General features: G+C 70.1%; 15 protein-coding genes. 7 read left to right on the forward strand and 8 right to left on the reverse strand.

Going from position 1 to position 20,169, the window contains the following annotated elements:
* Nucleotides 1-74: 74 nt before the first annotated feature.
* On the forward strand, nt 75-1,364 hold the full coding sequence (locus EJG53_RS26355; protein WP_030018929.1) for a citrate synthase: 1,290 nt from the start codon (nt 75-77) through the stop codon (nt 1,362-1,364).
* 509 nt (nt 1,365-1,873) lie between these two features.
* Here the strand turns inward: EJG53_RS26355 and EJG53_RS26360 are convergent.
* Nucleotides 1,874-4,198, reverse strand: coding sequence for a heavy metal translocating P-type ATPase (locus EJG53_RS26360; RefSeq protein WP_125046911.1), 2,325 nt, complete (start codon nt 4,196-4,198; stop codon nt 1,874-1,876).
* Between the two features lie 5 nt (nt 4,199-4,203).
* Nucleotides 4,204-4,500, reverse strand: coding sequence for a heavy-metal-associated domain-containing protein (locus EJG53_RS26365; protein WP_125046913.1), 297 nt, complete (start codon nt 4,498-4,500; stop codon nt 4,204-4,206).
* A 564-nt stretch (nt 4,501-5,064) separates the two neighbouring features.
* Here EJG53_RS26365 and EJG53_RS26370 point away from each other — a divergent pair.
* On the forward strand, nt 5,065-6,285 hold the full coding sequence (locus EJG53_RS26370; protein ID WP_125046915.1) for a cation:proton antiporter: 1,221 nt from the start codon (nt 5,065-5,067) through the stop codon (nt 6,283-6,285).
* A 68-nt stretch (nt 6,286-6,353) separates the two neighbouring features.
* Here the strand turns inward: EJG53_RS26370 and EJG53_RS26375 are convergent, their stop codons facing one another.
* The 6 genes from EJG53_RS26375 to EJG53_RS26400 all read right to left on the reverse strand — a co-directional run bounded on the left by EJG53_RS26375 (nt 6,354) and on the right by EJG53_RS26400 (nt 12,958).
* Nucleotides 6,354-7,364 carry a Gfo/Idh/MocA family protein gene (locus EJG53_RS26375; protein ID WP_125046917.1) on the reverse strand — a complete coding sequence of 337 codons (1,011 nt, stop codon included), beginning with the start codon at nt 7,362-7,364 and terminating at the stop codon, nt 6,354-6,356.
* Between the two features lie 220 nt (nt 7,365-7,584).
* Complete coding sequence (locus EJG53_RS26380) at nt 7,585-8,535, reverse strand: 2-dehydropantoate 2-reductase (protein WP_125046919.1); 951 nt, start codon at nt 8,533-8,535, stop codon at nt 7,585-7,587.
* 76 nt (nt 8,536-8,611) lie between these two features.
* A complete protein-coding gene (locus EJG53_RS26385; RefSeq protein ID WP_030018934.1) occupies nt 8,612-8,815 on the reverse strand; it encodes a helix-turn-helix transcriptional regulator in 204 nt (67 codons plus the stop codon).
* 287 nt (nt 8,816-9,102) lie between these two features.
* Nucleotides 9,103-10,506 carry a sugar porter family MFS transporter gene (locus tag EJG53_RS26390; protein WP_125046921.1) on the reverse strand — a complete coding sequence of 468 codons (1,404 nt, stop codon included), beginning with the start codon at nt 10,504-10,506 and terminating at the stop codon, nt 9,103-9,105.
* 475 nt (nt 10,507-10,981) lie between these two features.
* A complete protein-coding gene (locus EJG53_RS26395) occupies nt 10,982-12,004 on the reverse strand; it encodes a Gfo/Idh/MocA family protein (RefSeq protein WP_125046923.1) in 1,023 nt (340 codons plus the stop codon).
* Nucleotides 12,005-12,037: 33 nt separating this feature from the next.
* Nucleotides 12,038-12,958: a sugar phosphate isomerase/epimerase family protein gene (locus tag EJG53_RS26400; RefSeq protein ID WP_125046925.1), complete on the reverse strand. Its 921-nt coding sequence runs from the start codon at nt 12,956-12,958 to the stop codon at nt 12,038-12,040.
* Nucleotides 12,959-13,226: 268 nt separating this feature from the next.
* Here EJG53_RS26400 and iolC point away from each other — a divergent pair, with 268 nt between their 5' ends.
* From iolC to EJG53_RS26425, 5 genes are all read left to right on the forward strand, one after another.
* Nucleotides 13,227-14,243, forward strand: a complete 1,017-nt coding sequence (gene iolC, locus EJG53_RS26405) for a 5-dehydro-2-deoxygluconokinase (protein WP_125046927.1) — start codon at nt 13,227-13,229, stop codon at nt 14,241-14,243.
* Between the two features lie 203 nt (nt 14,244-14,446).
* Complete coding sequence (locus tag EJG53_RS26410) at nt 14,447-15,340, forward strand: Cgl0159 family (beta/alpha)8-fold protein (protein ID WP_125046929.1); 894 nt, start codon at nt 14,447-14,449, stop codon at nt 15,338-15,340.
* Between the two features lie 124 nt (nt 15,341-15,464).
* On the forward strand, nt 15,465-16,553 hold the full coding sequence (gene iolB, locus EJG53_RS26415) for a 5-deoxy-glucuronate isomerase (protein WP_125046931.1): 1,089 nt from the start codon (nt 15,465-15,467) through the stop codon (nt 16,551-16,553).
* The gene (iolD, locus tag EJG53_RS26420) at nt 16,550-18,460 is read left to right on the forward strand and encodes a 3D-(3,5/4)-trihydroxycyclohexane-1,2-dione acylhydrolase (decyclizing) (protein WP_125046933.1); all 1,911 of its coding nucleotides are present in this window, start codon (nt 16,550-16,552) and stop codon (nt 18,458-18,460) included. Before iolB ends, iolD begins: the two co-directional genes overlap by 4 nt.
* 130 nt (nt 18,461-18,590) lie before the next feature.
* Entirely contained in the window at nt 18,591-20,084 is a 1,494-nt protein-coding gene (locus EJG53_RS26425) for a CoA-acylating methylmalonate-semialdehyde dehydrogenase (RefSeq protein WP_125046935.1), read from the forward strand.
* Nucleotides 20,085-20,169 lie beyond the last annotated feature (85 nt).

The following is a 20,169-nucleotide window of genomic DNA, read 5'->3' on the forward strand; positions in this document are numbered from 1 at the left end:
CAAGGTCCAAATGGGGGAAGGTATAGGCAGTCAGGGCACCTCGAAGAAGAGGCACAACGTCGGTGAGGGATGACGTGAGCGACAACTCTGTAGTACTGCGTTACGGGGACGGCGAATACAGCTACCCGGTCGTCGACAGCAGCGTCGGCGACAAGGGCTTCGACATCTCGAAGCTGCGCGCCCAGACCGGTCTGGTGACCCTGGATTCCGGTTACGGCAACACTGCCGCGTACAAATCCGCGATCACCTATCTGGACGGTGAGAACGGGGTTCTTCGGTACCGCGGCTACCCGATCGAGCAGCTCGCAGAGCGCAGCACGTTCGTCGAGACCGCCTACCTGCTGATCAACGGTGAGCTGCCCACCGTCGACCAGCTGGCGACCTTCAAGCAGGACATCACCTATCACACCCTGCTGCACGAGGACGTCAAGCGGTTCTTCGACGGCTTCCCGCGGGACGCCCACCCGATGGCGATGCTGTCCTCCGTAGTCAGCGCGCTGTCGACGTTCTACCAGGACAGCCACAACCCGTTCGACGAGCGGCAGCGCCACATCTCGACGATCCGGTTGCTGGCCAAGCTCCCGACGATCGCTGCGTACGCGTACAAGAAGTCGGTCGGCCACCCGGTGGTCTACCCGCGCAACGACCTCGGCTACGTCGAGAACTTCCTGCGCATGACCTTCTCGGTGCCGGCCGCCGAGTACGACCTCGACCCGGTCGTGGTCAGCGCTCTGGACAAGCTGCTCATCCTGCACGCGGACCACGAGCAGAACTGCTCGACCTCCACCGTGCGCCTGGTCGGCTCCTCGCAGGCGAACCTGTTCGCCTCGATCTCGGCCGGCATCAACGCGCTGTGGGGCCCGCTGCACGGCGGCGCCAACCAGTCGGTGCTGGAGATGCTGGAGGGCATCCAGCGCGACGGCGGTGACGTCGACGCCTTCATCCGCAAGGTGAAGAACAAGGAAGACGGCGTGAAGCTCATGGGCTTCGGGCACCGCGTCTACAAGAACTTCGACCCCCGGGCGAAGATCATCAAGGCGGCGGCGCACGACGTCCTCTCGGCGCTCGGCAAGTCCGACGAGCTGCTGGACATCGCGCTCAAGCTGGAGGAGCACGCGCTCTCCGACGACTACTTCGTCTCGCGCAAGCTCTACCCGAACGTGGACTTCTACACCGGTCTGATCTACCGGGCCATGGGCTTCCCGACCGAGATGTTCACCGTGCTGTTCGCGCTCGGCCGGCTGCCCGGCTGGATCGCCCAGTGGCACGAGATGATCAAGGAACCGGGTTCCCGTATCGGTCGCCCGCGCCAGATCTACACCGGAGTCGTCGAGCGCGACTTCGTCCCGGTCGAGGAGCGCTGAGCGACTCCGTCCGCCGGGACAGCTGCTGACCGGCCGGCCGCCCGAGTGGCGGCCCGGGCCGGTCCGTCCAGCAGAAAGCGCCCCGCCTCCAGATCCCCCCACGGGTCCGGAGCGCGGGGCGCTTCCCTTGTTCCCCGGGTCGGATTCCCCCCACGGGATCCGTCCGGGCGCTTCAGGGTGGTGCCCGCGATCTGCCGGGACGCGCACGTACGGGAGGGCCGCTCAAAGCTCCCCGGGCACGTCGCCCCGGCCACGCGTTGCCGGGCGAAGTCCCCCAAGACCAGCCTGGCCGTTGCGGTACAGGCCCCGCCGAGGTGCCTGCACCGCACTGTTAGACTCGCGACCCCCCACAATGGTTACGTTCCAAGCGGTGTGATCTGGGTCTCTTGCCATAACTGGGCGAATGCGGTCAAGGGCCTCGATCTGCAGATCGAGGCCCTTCCGTATGGGTGTTGTGTCAGTTGTAGGGAAGTTGTGAAGGCGAAAAAAGTCCGCGCCGCGCGCATCCGTCAGCGGAAGTGCCGCAACCGGAGGCTGTTGCTGACCACGAAGACCGACGAGAAGGCCATCGCCGCCCCCGCGATCATCGGATTGAGCAGGCCGGCCACCGCCAGCGGAACGGCCGCGACGTTGTAGCCGAAGGCCCAGAAGAGATTTCCCTTGATCGTGGCGAGTGTCCGGCGGGCCAGCCGGATGGCGTCCGGGGCGACCCGCAGATCGCCGCGTACGAGGGTCAGGTCCCCCGCCTCGATGGCCGCGTCCGTACCGGTTCCCATCGCCAGACCCAGGTCGGCGGCGGCCAGGGCGGCCGCGTCGTTGACGCCGTCGCCGACCATCGCCACGCTGCGGCCCTCGCCGCGGAGCCGCTCGACCACCGCGACCTTGTCCTCGGGCAGCACCTCTGCGATCACCTCGTCGATGCCCACCTCGGCCGCCACGGCGTCGGCCACCGCCTGGTTGTCCCCCGTCAGTAGTACCGGCGACAACCCCAGCCCGCGCAGTCGGCGCACCGCCTCGGCGCTGCCCTCCTTGACGGTGTCGGCAACGGACAGCAGGCCGCGTGGCTGCCCGCCCCAGGCGACGAGGACGGCGGTCCGCCCCGCGGCCTCGGCGGCGTCCCTGGCGGCGCTCAGCGCCTCCGGAAGGACCCCGGACGCCGTCCCGCCGTCCGGGTCCTCGCGCAGCAGCCGCTCGCGCCCGACGAGGACGCGACGGTTTTGCACCACGCCGCGCACGCCGAGGCCCGCCACGTTCTCGAAGTGTTCCGGCTCCGGGAGCGTGCCCAGGCGCTCACGCGCCCCCTCGGCGACAGTGCGCGCGATCGGATGTTCCGAGGCGTGTTCCAGCGCTCCGGCCAGACGCAACAGCTCGTCCTCCGTGACACCCGGCGCCGGCACGGCCTCGTACAGGCTCATCCGTCCCGTGGTCACCGTGCCCGTCTTGTCCAGTACGACGGTGTCGATGCGGCGGGTGGACTCCAGGGCCTCGGGACCTTTGATGAGGATGCCGAGCTGGGCGCCTCGGCCCGTACCGACCATCAGGGCGGTGGGCGTCGCGAGGCCGAGAGCGCAGGGACAGGCGATGACCAGTACGGCGACGGCCGCCGTGAACGACGCGGTCGCGTCGCCGGTCGCCAACAGCCACCCGGCCAGAGTGCCGAGCGCCACCAGCAGCACGACAGGGACGAAGACAGCGGAGACGCGGTCGGCGAGCCGCTGCACCTCGGCCTTGCCGCTCTGCGCGTCCTCGACCAGAGCGGCCATGCGCGCCAGCCGCGTGTCGCCGCCGACCCGGATGGCTTCGACCACCAGCCGGCCGCTGGTGTTCACCGTCGCACCCGTCACGCTGTCACCGGGGGCCACATCGACGGGCACCGATTCGCCGGTCAGCATCGAAGCGTCCACGGCGGAAGAGCCCTCCAGGACCGTTCCGTCCGTGGCGACCTTCTCTCCGGGGCGTACGACGAACCGGTCACCGACGGCCAACTGCTCCACCAGGACGCGCACCTCGCGTCCGCCCCGCAGCACCACCACGTCCTTCGCGCCCAGCTCCATCAGCGCCCGCAACGCTGCGCCCGCCTTCCGCTTGGAACGCGCCTCCAGATAGCGGCCGAGCAGCAGAAACGCCGTCACTCCGGCCGCCGCCTCCAGGTAGATTGCCGAGGAGCCCTCCGTACGGGCCACCGTGAAGTCGAAACCGTGCCGCATGCCGGGCATCCCCGCGTCGCCGAAGAACAGCGCCCACACGGACCAACCGAAGGCGGCGAGCGTCCCGAGAGACACCAGGGTGTCCATCGTGGCGGCCCCGTGCCGCAGGTTCGTCCAGGCGGCCCGGTGGAAGGGGTACGCGCCCCAAACCACGACGGGCGCGGCCAGCGTCAGGCACAGCCACTGCCAGTTCTCGAACTGGAGCGAGGGAATCATCGACAGCAGGACGACAGGGGCGGCCAGCGCGGCGGAGACGATGAGCCGTTGGCGCAGCCCGGCCAGTTCCCGGTCGGGGGAGCCCGCGCGAGAGTCGGAGCCGTCCTCAGTGGTGGGCGGGGTGGCGGCGCCCTGGCCGGAAGCGCCGGCTGAGGTGGGCGCCGACGGATTCGCGGGTGCGGCAGGCGCGGGCCGCTGCGCGGTGTAGCCCGTCTTCTCGACTGTCGCGATCAGATCGTCGACCGAGACGCCGTCGCCGTACTCGACGTGTGCCTTTTCGGTGGCGAAGTTGACGGTGGCGCTCACGCCCGGCATCCGGTTGAGCTTCTTCTCCACGCGAGCCGCGCACGAGGCGCAGGTCATGCCGCCGATGGCGAGCTCGACCCGCGCCTGTGCGGACGTACCGGTCATCGGGCTCAGGCCGCCAGGCCTTCGAGTTCGTAGCCGGCCTCGTCCACCGCCGCGCGCACGGTCGCCTCGTCGAGCGGCGCCTTGGAGGCGACGGTCACCAGGCCGGTGGCGGCGGACGCCTGCACCGAGTGCACGCCCGGAATCTCGGAGATCTCGGCGGAGACGGCGCCCTCGCAGTGACCGCAGGTCATGCCGCTCACCTTGTAGGTGGCGGTGACATCGCCCACCTGGACGTCGGTGGCCCCGGAGTTGCAGGAGCCCTCGGGGGAGCAGCAGGAGCCGTTGGTCTGTTCGGCAGTCATGGGTTTCTCCTTGGTGCGTGTGGTCGCCGTGCTCGAAGTTTTCACTGACATGCACGAGTGGTGCGGGAATTCCGGAGTCCCGAGAGTCCCCGGTGCTTCCCGACGACCACGACTCTATACCCCTAGGGGGTATGGATGCCAGGTGTGCATCCGCACTGAGGGGGGAGGGGAAGAGGTGGCACGATCTTCGGTGAGCTGCGGGGATGCCTGGTTGCGTGGCGTTCTGGTGGTCCCGTACGGTCCGGGTTGCTCTGCGGGTGCGGTGACGGGTGCTGCTCCAGTGGGTTCCGGGGACTTCCTGTGGGTGGGCGTTGCGGCGTGTCGTTCGTTGTGCTGCCCAGGGGCGGCAGCGGAGAACTGGGGGGCGGGGCGTCGGCGTGTCCCGGCATTCGCCGTACTCGTCGTATCCGTCGAATCCGTGGGGTCGGCCGAGTTTGCCGCGCTTGCTGTCTCTGCGTGTACGCGATGGTGCACGGACTGGCGTGTTGACCGGCGAGCTGGAAGGGGTGCTCGGTCGGCCTGCGGCGTGGGGCCGTTATGCCCGTTGTGGTAGAAAAGCGGCTTATGTCGCAGTCCGCAACGCTCGTATTGATCATGGCGATCGCCGTGGCCGCTCCGCTCCTCGCATACGGCCTCGGCCGCTGGCTGCCCGTACCCCTGGTCATCTTCGAGATCCTGCTGGGCATCCTGATCGGCCCGGACGTCCTGGGCTGGGCGCACTCCGGTGAGGTCATCAACGCCCTCTCCGACCTCGGGCTGGCCACCTTGATGTTCATCGCCGGGTACGAGATCGAGTTCGCCAAGGTCCGCGGCGACACCCTCAAGCGCGCCGGGTACGCATGGATCGTCGCACTCGCACTCGGCCTGGCCGTCGCGCTCGGATTCGCCGCCGGCGACTTCTCCAAGGCGATCGTGGTCGGTACCGCGCTCACCAGTACGGCGCTCGGTACCGTCCTGCCCGTACTGCGCGACTCCGGCGACCTGGGAACCCGCTTCGGATCGGTGATGCTGGCCACCGGCGCGGTCGGCGAGTTCGGGCCGATCATCGCGATGGCGCTGCTGCTCAGCGGGCGCGACCCCGGCGAATCGACCATCCTGCTCTTCGTCTTCGCCCTGCTGACTGCCGGTGCCGTCTACTGGGCCCTGAAGCCCAGCCCCCTGTGGTTCTACCGGATCATCGCCCGCACGCTGCACAGCAGCGGCCAGTTCGCCATCCGGCTGTTCGTCCTGCTGCTGGCCGTGATGCTCGGCATCTCGCAGGTGTTCGGGCTGGACATCCTGCTGGGCGCGTTCGCGGCCGGGATCATCATGCGACTCGTCCTGCATGAGGCCGCGCCGGACAGCAGCCAGGAAATTCTCGGGCGGCTGGAGGCGATGGGCTTCGGCTTCCTGGTGCCGCTGTTCTTCATCGTCACCGGCATCGAGTTCGACCTGTCGTCCCTCTTCGAGAACGGACGCTCACTCCTGCTGCTCCCGCTCTTCCTCGTGCTGCTGCTCGTCGTGCGTGGACTGCCGCTCGTCCTGCTCGCGCCGCGCGACCTGGGCCGCAAGGACCGTGCCGCGCTGATGCTGTACGGGTCGACGGCGCTGCCCCTGGTGGTCGCGATCACCACGATCGGTCAGGACAGCGGTGTACTCGACGCCGGCGAGGCAGCAGCCATGGTGGGGGCGGCGATGATCTCCGTGCTGGTCTTCCCGCTGGTGGCCATGCGGCTGCGCGCGGGCGCGGAAGGGCTGGCGCCGATCCCGGAAGGGCCGCGGAAGGGGGCGTCGGAGTCCTGGTGAGCGGGAGGCCGTTCAGTTCACTCCGCGCTTTCCGAGAGGCGCGCGACGTCGGGTCCGTAGGTACCCGCTTATTCTGCGGCGGTGCGCGCATCCGCGACTCTCATCGGTTCGCCCGTGCGGCGGGAGCGGTCGCACGCCTCGGCGACGTACAGCGCCTCCAGGGCCTCGGCAGGTGAACACAGGCTCTCCGTGCGGCCGGCGGCCACGTCCACGAAGGCGCCCAGCTCGGTGATGTACGCGTCGCGGAAACGTTCAATGAACGTCGTGTACGGGGCGGACTGCTGCCAGGAGACGTGTGGTTCGGCGCTCGGCAGCGGGGCCCGGTCGTCGAGCCCGACGATGCGTGCGCCCTTGGAGCCGCACACTTCCAGGCGGACGTCGTGCCCCGCGCCGTTGTAGCGGGTTGCGGTGACTGTGGCCAGCGTGTCGTCGTCGAAGCGCAGTAGGGCGGCGCAGGTGTCCACGTCGTCGCCGTCGGTGAAGCAGGGGTCGCCGCGATTGGCGCCTTGCGCGTACACGGAGACGATTTCGCGGCCGGTGAGCCAGCGCAGGATGTCGAAGTCGTGGATGCTGCAGTCGCGAAAGAGTCCGCCGGACGAGGGGATGAACGCCGCGGGCGGCGGCGACTGGTCGCTGGTGCAGGCGCGGAGTGTGTGGATCCAGCCGAGGTCGCCGGACCGCAGGGCCTCCCGGGCGGCTCTGTAGCCGCGGTCGAAGCGCCGTTGGAAACCGATCTGTACGGGGACGCTGCCGGCGTCGGAACGTTTGACTACGTCAAGGGTGCCTGCGACGTCCAGTGCCACCGGCTTCTCGCAGAAGACCGGCACCTCTGCGTCCAGGGCCTGGTGGATCAGTTCGGCGTGCGCGCTCGTCGCGGCGGCAATCACCACGCCGTCCAGGCCCTCCGCGTACAACCGGGGGAGGGATTCGGCTGCCTCGGTACCAAGGGTGTCCGCGAGTACGCGTGCGCGGGCCGCGTCGGCATCGGCGACGACGATGCGGTCCACGCCGGGGAGGGACTTCAGGGTCTCGGCGTGGAACGCTCCGATGCGTCCGGTGCCGATCAGGCCGATCTTCATGTGCCAGCTCCTGTCGTCTGGGTGGACGGCGGCCGTTTGCGGAACCGTTTCTTCACGGCGCTCGGGGGATGAGGCTCTGGGAGTGAGCGGCTTGAGGCTTGGGGCTTCAGTCGCTTGCGTGCACCGAAGCTCCGCTGCAGCGTGCATGTAATGACATACTGATGTCAACCCCTGGAGGCGGGTGCGCGGGGGCTCTGACGGCTGAGTGGCGAGGCGGTTCTTACGGCTTCGCGTGACGTTCGTCGGCGTTCTTCCCGGCGGCGGCGATATCGCGGTCGACTGCGCGCAGAAGAGTGAGGAGCATCCCGTTGAGTGGAGTACGGATGCCGTGGCGTTCCCCGGCACGTACCACCGCGCCCGTGATGTGCTCATGCTCCAAAGGGCGGCCGGCCAGGCGGTCGTAGAGCATCGACGAGCCGCCGTCCGGCGGGACCATGCCGTACATCGCCAGGACGCGGTCGATGTCGGCGTCGTGAACGTCCGCGCCCTCGGCCCGCGCGACCGTGGCCGCTTCGCTCAGGATGTCCCGGGCGAGGGCGGCCATGCCGGGGTCGGTGAAGATGCCCATGCGCTGCTGGAGGAGGGCGGTGAGCGGGTTGGCCGCGAGGTTGGTGAGGAGTTTCTGCCAGGAGACCGTCGTGAAGTCCGGGGTGGGTACGACCTTGAGGCGGCCGGCGGTGAGGAGGCCGGCGAGGCGGGTGGCCAACGGCCCTTCGGGCACGTGGATCTCGTTGCCCGCGTAGTGCCTGACCCGGCCGGGAGCGGTGCATTCGGCCGATGCGTAGATGACCGCGGGCAGGATGTCCGTACCGTCGGGGACGTGCGGGGCCACGCGTTCGGTGTGGTCGATGCCGTTCTGGAGTACGGCGACGACCGTGCCGGAGCGGCAGAGTCGGCGCAGCCAGCCGGCGGCGCCGGCGGTGTCCTGGGCCTTGGTGGCCAGGAAAACCCAGTCCGCGGGCTCGGCCGTCTGCGGATCGACGGCGAAGCGTACGGGGGCGTCGATGACCTCGCCGTCCGTTTGGAGGACGAGCCGGTCCACCGGCGTGCGCAGGCACAAAGTGACGTCGTGCCCGGCCAGGAGGGTCAGTGCTGCCACGAATCCGCCGATCGCGCCGCCACCGATCACAGCGATGCGAACAGGCTCGGCCGGTACGGGTGTGGGCGGCATGCGCCGAGCGTAACGCCGCCGTGGGCGGGTTGCGGAGGCCCCGCGCGAAGATTGCGCGGGGCCTGGGGAGGGGGCGTCAGTCCTTGTCGCGGCGCCCGCCGTGTCCGGGGCGCTGGGCGACCCAGGTGCGGATGGTGTCGGCGAACCAGTACGGTCTGCCGCCTTCCACGAGGTCCGGTGGCGGGAGTAGCCCGTGTTTCCGGTAGGACCGCACGGTGTCGGGTTGGACTCGGATGTGTGCGGCGATCTCCTTGTACGACCAGAGTCTGCGGTCGGTCATCTGTCTCGCACCTCCCTCAGCCGCGCGCAGTGACGGCCCGGGGGAGCCGACGGAAGAACTGCGCGCGGTTTGGTGATCACTCAGCCTGTGCCCGGTGAACGACATCAGGTGAGGAGGGGCGAGGGCCTGTTGATCGGCTGTGACGGAAGACCTGCGTAATGGTGACAGCCGTGACGAACGGGGTATCGCTGTCATGGGATGGAGAAGGGGAGGGGCGGGGGGCGGGGGTCCTGAGGCGGAGAGAGGGAGAGGGGTGGGGTGAGGAGGGGGAGGGGCGCTGCTGATCCTCATTCCTCCGTACTGTTGCTCACTTCCTCGGGCCCGCCCCCGCGGCCTGTCCTGCGCAGTTCGTGCTCCAGGTCCTCCAGGGCCATGCCCTTGGTCTCCGGGGCGTACCGCTTGCAGAAGAGCAGGGACAGTACGCACATCAGGCCGAAGAGCCAGAAGGTGGTGCTCGCGCCCGCCGCGTCGAGGAGTACGGGGAACACCAGCGCCACCGTGAAGTTGGCCAGCCACATCACGAACACCGCCGCGCCCATGGCCAGTCCGCGCACCGTCAGCGGAAACATTTCAGCGAGCAGCAGCCAGACACCGGTGTTCAAGGTCGCCTGCATGAAACCCATGTAGAGGACCATGAGGCCGAGGACGAGGTAGCTGACCCCGGTGGACTTCGGGAGGTGGAAGGAAGTCCCCAGTAGGACCAGTGAGACGGTCATACTTGAAAGGCCAGTGAGCAGCATCGGTCGTCGTCCGACCTTGTCGATCAGCGACATGCCGATCGCGGTGGCGATGACGGAGACGGCGCCGACCGCGATGGTGGCCGTGATCGCGGCGTTGGTGCCCAGGCCCGTGGACGCAAGGATCTTCGGCGCGAAGTAGATGACCGCGTTGACGCCGGTGATCTGCTGGACGATCGCCAGTCCGACGCCGACGAGCAGGATGCGCCGTACCCATGGCGTACGCAGTTCCCGCCAGACGCCGCGCCGCGCGTCGGCCTCCAGGGCGCGGGCCTGGCCGATGCGAGCCAGTTCCCCGTCGGCTTCCTCGGCGGGCAGGGTGCGCAGCAGAACTTTCGCGGCCTGCTCCGTACGTCCCTGGCTGATGTACCAGCGGGGAGTGTCCGGCAGGAAGAACAGCCCGATGAACAGGGCGACGGCCGGTAGCGCCGCCAGGCCCAGCATCCAGCGCCAAGCTTCCCACCGGGCGAGCACCGCATTGATCAGGTACGCCAGTAGCTGCCCACTGACGATCATGAGGGAGTTGAAGGAGACCAGTCGGCCCCGGATGTGCGGCGGTGCGATCTCCGAGAGGTACAGCGGTGTGATCACCGAGGCGCTGCCCACAGCGAGACCGAGTGCGAAGCGCGCCACGACCATGAAGGCGACGGTGGGGGCGAGCGCCACGGCCACGGCACCGCCGATGAACACCGCGCCCGCCCACAGCAGCGCGGCGCGCCGCCCCAGCTTGTCCGACGTGCGCCCGCCTGCCAGCGACCCGAACGCCGCGCCGATCAGCAGTGCGCTGGTGATGATGCCTTCACCGAGTGAGGTGAGGCCGAAGTGCGTCTCCATGAAGGGGAGCGCACCGGAGACGACGCCGGTGTCGTAACCGAAGAGGGCGCCGCCGAGAGCGGCGATGGCAGCGATACCGATGATGAAGCGCTTGGCGTTGCGAGGGGTGGGAGGGAGCAAGGAGGGGTGGGAGGGAAGCGATGAGTGGGAGGTGTGAGGTGTGGAGGGGGTGTTGGGTACGGGAGTTGTGGACGGTGTGGACGGTGTGGAGGAGGGAGAGGGCGTACGAGGTGTGGGGTGACGGCTGGGTGCGGCCATGGGCAGCCGCTCCAGTTCTTCTTTTTGACGTAGACCTTTGACCTTTCGGCCGGTGATGCGGGCCGCGTCGTTATTCGAGGGCAGGCCGGAACGTGCGCTGTGGCGTGCGGCGGCGCGGCGCGTGGACCTGCGGTGGGTGGCGAGACGGGTGGGACGTGCGGGGCGTGCGGGTGGGGCGTGCGTGGGGCGCGAACTGCGGCGTCCGGCGCCGCTCAAGCCGTAACACGAAGTGACGCGCCGGCCACGACGCGAGGCGGCGCGCCGACCGCGGCAATACGCGACGGCGCGCCGCTACACCAAGAACGGCGACACGGACGGGGAGGAAACCGATCGCACCTCAGCGATACAGCGCAGGCCGCTCGCCCAGCTCGACCTCGACACGTTCGCCGGTGGCCTGGGCGCGTACACCCGCTGCGCACACCGCGGCCGCCGCGTAGCCGTCCCAGCAGCTCGGGCCCTCGACCGCGCCGCGCCGCGTGGCGTCCACCCAGCGCTGCACCTGCCGGTCGTACGCCTCCTCGAAGCGTTCCACGAACCCAGGGGTGATCGAGCCGCCCCATTTTCCGGCCGCGTTGACGAACACGCCGCGGTCGTCGCCGATCCGCGCGGTGCCGCCTTCGCAGACCGCCTCGCAACTGACCTGGTAGCCGAAGCCGCAGTTGACGAACAGTTCGGTGTCGACGAGCTGCCCGGCGGCGGTCTCGAAGAGGATGAGCTGCGGGTCGCTGAGGCCGTCGGGCGCGTTGCCGAGGGGCGTCGGGCGGAGTACGCGGACGGCGGTGATCTCCTCGTCCAGCAGCCAGCGCGTCACGTCGATCTCGTGGACGGCCGAGTCGTGGATCATCATGGCGTTGGTGAAGCCGGGGGGTGTGCCGGCGTTGCGGTGCTTGTTGTGCAGCATCAGCGGACGGCCGTACGCGCCCTGGTCGAGCAGCGACTTGAGTTTGAGGTAGTCGGCGTCGTACCGGCGCATGAAACCGACCTGTACCCGCCGGTGGCCCAGCCGCTGTTCGGCCTCCAGGACGCGCAGCGCGGAGACCGGATCCGGGGTGAGCGGCTTCTCGCACAGCACCGGCAGGTCGCGCGCGAACGCGGCGAGCAGCGCGTCCTCGTGGGCCGCGCCCGGCGAGGCGATCAGTACGGCGTCGACGTCCGGGTCCGCCATGGCGGCCGCCGGTTCGGTGTAGGGCGTGCAGCCCTCGACGGCGTCGGCGACGCGCTTCACCCGGTCCGCGTCGATGTCGACGACCGCCGCCACCCGTGCTCCGCTGATGACGTCGCTGATACGGCGTACGTGGTCGGCACCCATGCGGCCGGTGCCGATGACGGCCACGCCGAGCGTTCCGTGCTGCTGGCTCATCTCGTGGTACTCCTCGCTCCGTACGGACGGGACTCAGGCGCCGCAGGAGCGCAGGAAGCGGCGGGTGCGCTGCGCGATGGGCAAGGGCTGGTCGGCGGGACAGGGGTACATGTCCTGTTCGACGATGGCGAAGAGGTCGACGTCCAGGTCCTGGGCGGCCTCCAGGACGGGCGGCAGCGCCGGGACGCCCAGCGGCGGTTCGCACATCACGCCCTGCCGGACCGCTGGCCCGAAGGGCGTGCCCTTCGCGACGACGTCCGCGAGGATCTCCGGGTCGACCTGCTTGAGGTGGAGGTAGCCGATCCGCTCGCCGTACGTCTTGATGAGCTTGACGTTGTCGCCGCCGCAGTACGCGTAGTGCCCGGTGTCCAGACACAGGCTGACCAGGGAGGAGTCGGTTCCGTCGAGGAAGCGTTCGACGTGTTCCTCGGTGTCGATGTGGGTGTCGGCGTGCGGGTGCACGACGATGTCCAGGCCGAACTCCTCCCGTACGCGCCTGCCCAGCCGTTCCATGCCGCTGTTCAGGTGGTGCCACTGCTCGGTGGTGAGTTCGCGCGGCTCCAGTTCTTCCGCGGTCTTGTCGTCGCGCCAGAAGGACGGGATGACCACCAGGTGCCGGGCGTCCATCGCCCGGGTGAGGGTGGCGACTTCGCTGACGTGCGCCCAGGTCTTGTCCCATACGTCCGGGCCGTGGTGCAGCGAGGTGAAGATCGTGCCGGCGGAGACCTTCAGGTCGCGCCGGGCGAGTTCCGCGTGGAGGACGGCGGGGTCGGTGGGCAGGTAGCCGTAGGGCCCGAGTTCGATCCATTCGTACTGGGCCTCGGCGACCTCGTCCAGAAAGCGCTGCCACGGGACCTGCTGCTCGTCGTCGGCAAACCAGACGCCCCACGAGTCGGGGGCCGATCCGATGCGCAGACGGTCCAGAACGCGCGGGACGGCAGGGGGAACGGACATGCTCGGCTCTCCTCTCACCGGTCGCCGGTGACCGGGAGGCGCGGGGCTGGGTCGTGGGCTGTGTTGTGGGGCACAGCCTCCATCCCGGTCCGGGGAGTGTCAAGACTTCGTCATGACATACGGACTTAAGGACTTTGTGGTGGGAGGTGCGGCGGGACGGCGCCATCCGCCCGCCTCCTGGTCGACGTCAGAATGTAAGGACAAAGTATTGACAGGGTCTCGGGCGCCCGGTTAGACCTGTGCTCAGTGACGAACCGGAGGGGCGCGCATGACCGAGCCGCGGCAGACCGCAGAGACCGGCCCGTACGACCTGATCGCCATGGGCCGCATCGGAGTGGACATCTACCCGTTGCAGACGGGCGTTCCGCTTCCCCAGGTCGAGACGTTCGGGAAGTTCCTCGGCGGTTCGGCCACCAACGTCGCGGTCGCCGCCGCCCGTCTGGGGCGGCGTACGGCGGTCATCAGCCGCACCGGCCGCGACCCCTTCGGCGACTACGTCCACCAGGCGCTCCGCGAATTCGGCGTGGACGACCGCTGGGTGACACCCGTCGCGGAGCACCCGACGCCCGTCACCTTCTGCGAGATCTTCCCGCCGGACGACTTCCCGCTCTACTTCTACCGTCGCCCCAAGGCGCCCGACCTGGTCATCCACCCCGAAGAGTTGGACCGGGGCGCCGTGCGGGCCGCCCGCATCTTCTGGATGACCGGCACCGGCTTGTGCGAGGAGCCGAGCCGTACGGCCACCCTCGCCGCGCTGGAAGCACGCGCCAAGGCGGGGACCACCGTCTTCGACCTGGACTGGCGGCCGATGTTCTGGGGCGGTGAGGGAGGAGCGTCCGGTGCTGGCGGAGTCACCGGCGCGGCGGCGATGGAACGGGCGCGCCCGTACTACGAGGCCGCGCTCGCCCACGCGACGGTCGCGGTCGGCAACATCGACGAGGCCGAGGTCGCCACCGGTGTCCGTGAACCGAAGCGGTGCGCGCAGGCGTTGCTGGACATGGGCGTCGAACTGGCCGTCGTCAAACAGGGGTCCAAGGGCGTGCTGGCCGTGCATCGCGACGGCCGTACCGCCGAGGTGCCGCCCACTCCCGTCGAAGTCGTCAACGGCCTGGGAGCCGGTGACTCTTTCGGGGGAGCGTTGTGTCACGGGCTGCTGTCCGGGTGGGAGCTGGAGCCGATGATGCGGTACGCCAACGCCGCCGGGGCGATCGTCGCGTCCCGGCTGGCCTGTTCGTCCGCCATGCCGACGTGTGCCGAGGTGGAGGAGTTTCTCGCGGCTCGGTGAGCGGTGCGGGCGGTTGTCGTACGGCCGGCCGCCTGAGTTCCGGCCGGCCCGACTCGACCCGGCCCGGTGTCACCGGACCCCGCCCCGCTGAAGATTCGGCAGAGGGCCCGGCCGAACGCCCCGAGGCCGGACCGACACCCCGCCCGAACACCCCGCCCGGCGGCCCCCGTACGAACCCGTCCCACCAGAAGGTGAGAACCGCCTTGACCACTCGGATCTGCGACATCGTGACGCTGCGGGCCCGGAACCCGAAAGCCGTCGCCCAGGCCGCGGCGCGCCGGACCCGCCGCCCCCTGATCGGCGACAGCGGCCGGTTGATGATCATCGCGGCCGACCACCCGGCGCGGGGCGCCCTCGCCGTCGGCGACCGCAAGCTGGCCATGGCCAACCGCCTCGACCTCCTGGAGCGCCTGTGCCTCGCACTGTCGCGACCCGGTGTGGACGGCGTGCTCGCCACCGCCGACATCCTGGAGGACCTGCTCCTGCTCGGCGCCCTCGAAGGCAAGGTCGTGATGGGCTCCATGAACCGCGGCGGCATCGCCGGAGCCTCCTTCGAGATGGACGACCGGTTCACCGGCCACCGTCCGCAGGACATCGCCCGGTTCCGGTTCGACGCCGGCAAGCTGCTGCTGCGCATCGACTACGGGGACCCCGGCTCGCTGGCCACTCTGGAGTCCTCGGCCCGCGCCATAGACGCCATGGCCGAACGGGAGCTGCCCACTTTTGTCGAACCGTTTCTCTCCCGGCGGGTGGACGGAAACGTCCGCAACGATCTGAGCGCCGAGGCCGTCACGAAGGCCGTCGCCATCGCTTCCGGCTTGGGCGGCACCTCCGCGTACACGTGGTTGAAGCTGCCGGTCACCGACGATCCGGACGACATGGCGCAGGTCTGCGAGACCTCGACGCTGCCGACGGTGCTGCTCGGCGGCGACATCAAGGACAGCGCCGAGGGCCAGGAAGCGGCGTACGAGAAGTGGCGCAAGGCGCTGCGCCTGCCGAGCGTGCAGGGGCTGGTGGCGGGCCGTTCGCTGCTCTACCCGGCGGACGGGGACGTGACGGCGGCGGTGGACACCGCCGTATCTCTGCTTCGGCGATGACCGGACGTCGGCGACGACCGCGTGCCGGCGATGACCGCATGTCGGCGATGACCGCGACCCGGCGATGACCGTGGTCCGGCTGCGACCACGGTGACTGTCAGTGGTGAGGAGGAAACTTACAGCCATGACGACTGAGCTGCGCAACACCGAGTTCCACATCAGGGCTCGCGACGGGGCCGATGAGCACGGGCCGTACGAGTTGAACATCGACCCGGGCAGCGATCCGGGCGTGGACCCGGGCGCCGACCCGGACCGGGCGGGCCACGGGGACACACCCCTGCGATACGCCTCCCTGCGCATCCTCCGACTACCGCCCGGCGGAAGCCATACGTTCACCACCGGCGACAGCGAGTGGATCGTGCTGCCCCTGAACGGCGGCTGTACGGTCGCGGTCGGCGGCGACAGCGACCCGCCCTTCGAACTGGTCGGTCGCAAGGACGTGTTCAGCGGCGTCACCGACTTCGCGTACGTACCGCGGGATGCCGAGGTGCGGATCAGCAGCGCCGCCGGCGGCCGGTTCGCGCTGACGGGTGCCCGGTGCTCGCGCCGCTTGCCCGCGCGTCACGGTCCCGCGAGCGGCGTGCCCGTGGAACTGCGCGGTACGGGCAACTGCTCACGTCAGGTCAACAATTTCGGCGCGGCCGGTGTCTTCGCGTGCGACCGGCTCATCGCCGTGGAGGTGCTCACGCCCGGCGGCAACTGGTCCTCGTACCCGCCCCACAAACACGACGAGTGCCGGCCGGGGGAGGAGAGCGAGCTGGAGGAGATCTACTACTTCGAGATCGCTCCTGCCCACGGTTCCGCGGGACTCGGCTATCAGCGCGTCACCCCTTCCGCCACCTCTTCCGGGAACGGGCGCGGTACGGACGTACTCGCCGAGGTCCGTAGCGGCGACGCCGTGCTGATCCCCGACGGCTGGCACGGCCCGTCCATCGCCGTACCCGGGCACACCATGTACTACCTCAACGTCATGGCCGGGCCGGGGGAGGAGCGTGCCTGGCTGATCTGCGACCACCCGGACCACGGCTGGATCCGCGACACTTGGCCCGACCAGCCCGTCGACCCCCGCCTGCCGCTGTACGAAGCCCCGGAAGCCGACCCGCGTCCGTCCCTGAACGAGACCGCCGAAGCCGACCCCCGCCCGTCCCTGAACGACGCCCCGGACGCCGACCCGGAAGCCCACCCCGAGGACCCCGAGGGAGACGCACGATGACCACTCGACGCCTGACGGTGGCGCAGGCCCTGGTCACCTTTCTGGCCCACCAGTACACGGAGCGGGACGCCGCCGCGGCTCCCGATGGCCGGGCCGGCGCGTCCGCCAGACACCGTCTCATCAGCGCCTGCTGGGGCATCTTCGGACACGGCAACGTGGCCGGGGTGGGCCAGGCCCTTCTGGAGGCCGGCCCGGAGAGCATGCCCTACTTCCAGGGCCGCAACGAGCAGGCCATGGTGCACGCCGCGGTCGGCTACGCCCGCCAGCGCGACCGCCTCTCCGCACACGCCGTCACGACCTCCATCGGCCCCGGCGCCACCAACCTCGTCACCGGCGCGGCCCTCGCCACGGTCAACCGCCTCCCGGTGCTTCTGCTGCCCGGCGACACCTTCGCCACCCGCCCCGCCGACCCCGTCCTCCAGCAGCTCGAAGTCCCGTACGCGGGCGATGTGTCCGTCAACGACGTCCTGCGCCCGGTGTCCCGCTACTTCGACCGCGTCACCCGCCCCGAAGCGCTGATCCCGGCCGCCCTCCAGGCGATGCGGGTGCTCGCCGACCCCGTGGAGACCGGCGCCGTCACGCTCGCGCTGCCGCAGGACGTGCAGGCCGAGGCGTACGACTGGCCCGAGGAGTTCTTCGCCGACCGGGTGTGGCGGGTGCCCCGGTCCGCGCCCGACGCCGCCGCGCTGGCCGAAGCCGTACGGGCGGTGCGCGCCGCCGAACGGCCGTTGATCATCGCGGGCGGCGGCGTCCACCACAGCGAGGCCGAGGACGCCCTGCGCGCCCTCGCCGACGCCACCGGCATCCCCGTCGCCTCCACCCAGGCCGGCAAGGGCTCACTGCGCCACGACCACCCGGCCGACGTGGGCGGCATCGGCCACACCGGCACCGCCACGGCCGACGCGCTGGCCGCCCGCGCCGATCTCGTCCTCGGTGTCGGCACCCGCTACACGGACTTCACCACCGCCTCCGCCACCCTCTTCGCCGCCCCCGGCGTCCGCTTCGTCAACCTGAACATCGCGTCCTTCGACGCCCACAAGCTCGCCGCGACCTCGCTGGTCGCCGACGCCCGCACCGGCCTCGAAGCGCTCACCGAGGCCCTGTCCGGACACCGCGTCCCGCAGGCGTACGAGGCGGAGTACGGCGCCGCCAAGGCCCGCTGGGAATCCCTCGTCGACGCCGCTTACGCCGCGCCCGACGACTCCGCGCGCCCCTCCCAGACCCAGGTGCTCGGCGCGCTGGACGCCGCCGTCGGCGCCCAGGACGTGATCATCAACGCGGCCGGTTCGCTCCCCGGTGACCTGCACAAACTCTGGCGGGCCCGCTCCCGCCGCCAGTACCACCTCGAATACGGCTACTCCTGCATGGGCTACGAGATCCCCGCCGCCATCGGGGTACGGCTGGCCGCGCCCGACCGGCCCGTGTGGGCGCTGGTCGGCGACGGTACGTATCTGATGATGCCCACCGAGATCGTCACCGCGGTCCAGGAAGGCATCAACATCAACATCGTGCTCGTCCAGAACCACGGGTACGCCTCCATCGGCGGCCTGTCCGAGCAGACCGGCGGCGAGCGCTTCGGCACCGCGTACCGCTACCGCGCCACCGACGCCTCCTACACGGGCGACCCGCTGCCCGTGGACCTGGCCGCCAACGCCGCCTCCCTGGGGATGCACGTCCTCCGCGCCGCGACCGTCGGTGACCTGCGCGCCGCGCTCGCCGCGGCCCGCGCCGACGAGCGCCCCACATGTGTCTATGTCGAGACCGCAACGGCCGACACTGTGCCGGGCGCGCCCGAGGCCCAAGCCTGGTGGGATGTCCCTGTGGCTGAGATCGCGACGCGTCCGGCGGCGGTCGAGGCCCGTAAGGACTACGACCGGCACGTCACCGCGCGCCGCCGCCATCTCTGAACCACGCTCCCCGCAGACCTGAACAGACCCCCGGACCACCACCCGCCCCCGCCGCCCACTGAACGACCACCGCCCCCGACCGCCCCCGTCACGGCACCCGCTCCCCGCCGTCACCCAGAAAGGCTCCCGCATGAAGACCGTCAACCACTGGATCGGCGGCAAGCCCGCCGAGGGCGTGTCCGGCTCGTTCGGCCCGGTCTACAACCCCGCGACCGGCGCCCAGGAGAAGCAGGTCGCCTTCGCCTCCCTGGACGAGGTGGACACGGCCGTCGCCGCCGCCAAGGAGGCGTTCCGCACCTGGGGCACCAGCTCGCTGGCCCAGCGCACGGCCGTGCTGTTCGCCTACCGCGAGCTGATCGACGCGCACCGCGAGGAGCTGGCCGCGCTGATCACCGCCGAGCACGGCAAGGTGCACAGCGACGCGCTGGGCGAGGTCGCCCGCGGTCTGGAGATCGTCGAGCTGGCCTGCGGCATCCCGCAGCAGCTCAAGGGCGAGCTGTCCACCCAGGTCTCCACCCGTGTGGACGTGGCCGCGATCCGCCAGTCCCTCGGCGTCGTCGCCGGCATCACGCCGTTCAACTTCCCGGCGATGGTGCCGATGTGGATGTTCCCGCTCGCCATCGCCTGCGGCAACACCTTCGTCCTCAAGCCCAGCGAGAAGGTGCCGTCCGCGGCCCTCAAGCTGGCCGAGCTGGCCGCCGAGGCGGGCCTGCCGGACGGCGTGCTGAACGTCGTCAACGGCGACAAGGTCGCGGTGGACCGCATCCTGGAGCACCCGGACATCGCCGCCGTCTCCTTCGTCGGCTCCACCCCTGTCGCCCGCTACATCCACTCCACGGGTACGGCCAACGGCAAGCGCGTCCAGGCCCTCGGCGGCGCCAAGAACCACATGCTGGTCCTGCCGGACGCCGACCTGGACCTCGCCGCGGACTCCGCGATCAACGCCGCGTACGGTTCGGCCGGCGAGCGCTGCATGGCGGTCTCCGTCGTGGTGGCCGTCGGCGAGACCGCCGACCCGCTGATCGAGAAGATCAAGGAGCGGGCCGCCGCGCTGACCATCGGCCCCGGTGACGACCCGGCCTCCGAGATGGGCCCGCTCATCACCAAGGCGCACCGTGACAAGGTCGCCTCGTACGTGTCCGGTGCCGCGGCCCAGGGCGCGGCCGTCGTCGTCGACGGTACGGACTTCACGGTCCCCGGCCACGAGAACGGCCACTGGATCGGCGTCTCGCTGCTCGACCACGTCACGCCCGAGATGGACGCGTACTGCGACGAGATCTTCGGCCCGGTGCTGTCCGTCGTCCGGGTGGACACCTACGACGCGGCGATCTCGCTCATGAACTCCTCGCCCTGGGGCAACGGCACCGCCATCTTCACCCGGGACGGCGGCGCGGCCCGCCGCTTCCAGTTGGAGGTCGAGGCCGGCATGGTCGGCGTGAACGTGCCGATCCCGGTGCCGGTCGGCTACCACTCCTTCGGCGGCTGGAAGGACTCCCTCTTCGGCGACCACCACATCTACGGCAACGACGGCGTGCACTTCTACACCCGCGGCAAGGTCGTCACCACCCGCTGGCCGGACCCGTCCGACGGCGGCATCAACCTGGGCTTCCCCAGCAACCACTGACATCGGCGGGCATCCGCGGGGGCGCGTGGTGCGGGTGGCGCATAGTAGGTCCGCGGGCGCGCCCTATGCGAAGGGCCGGGGCGCC

The organism is Streptomyces chrestomyceticus JCM 4735 (assembly GCF_003865135.1).
GTDB classification, from domain to species: Bacteria; Actinomycetota; Actinomycetes; order Streptomycetales; family Streptomycetaceae; genus Streptomyces; species Streptomyces chrestomyceticus.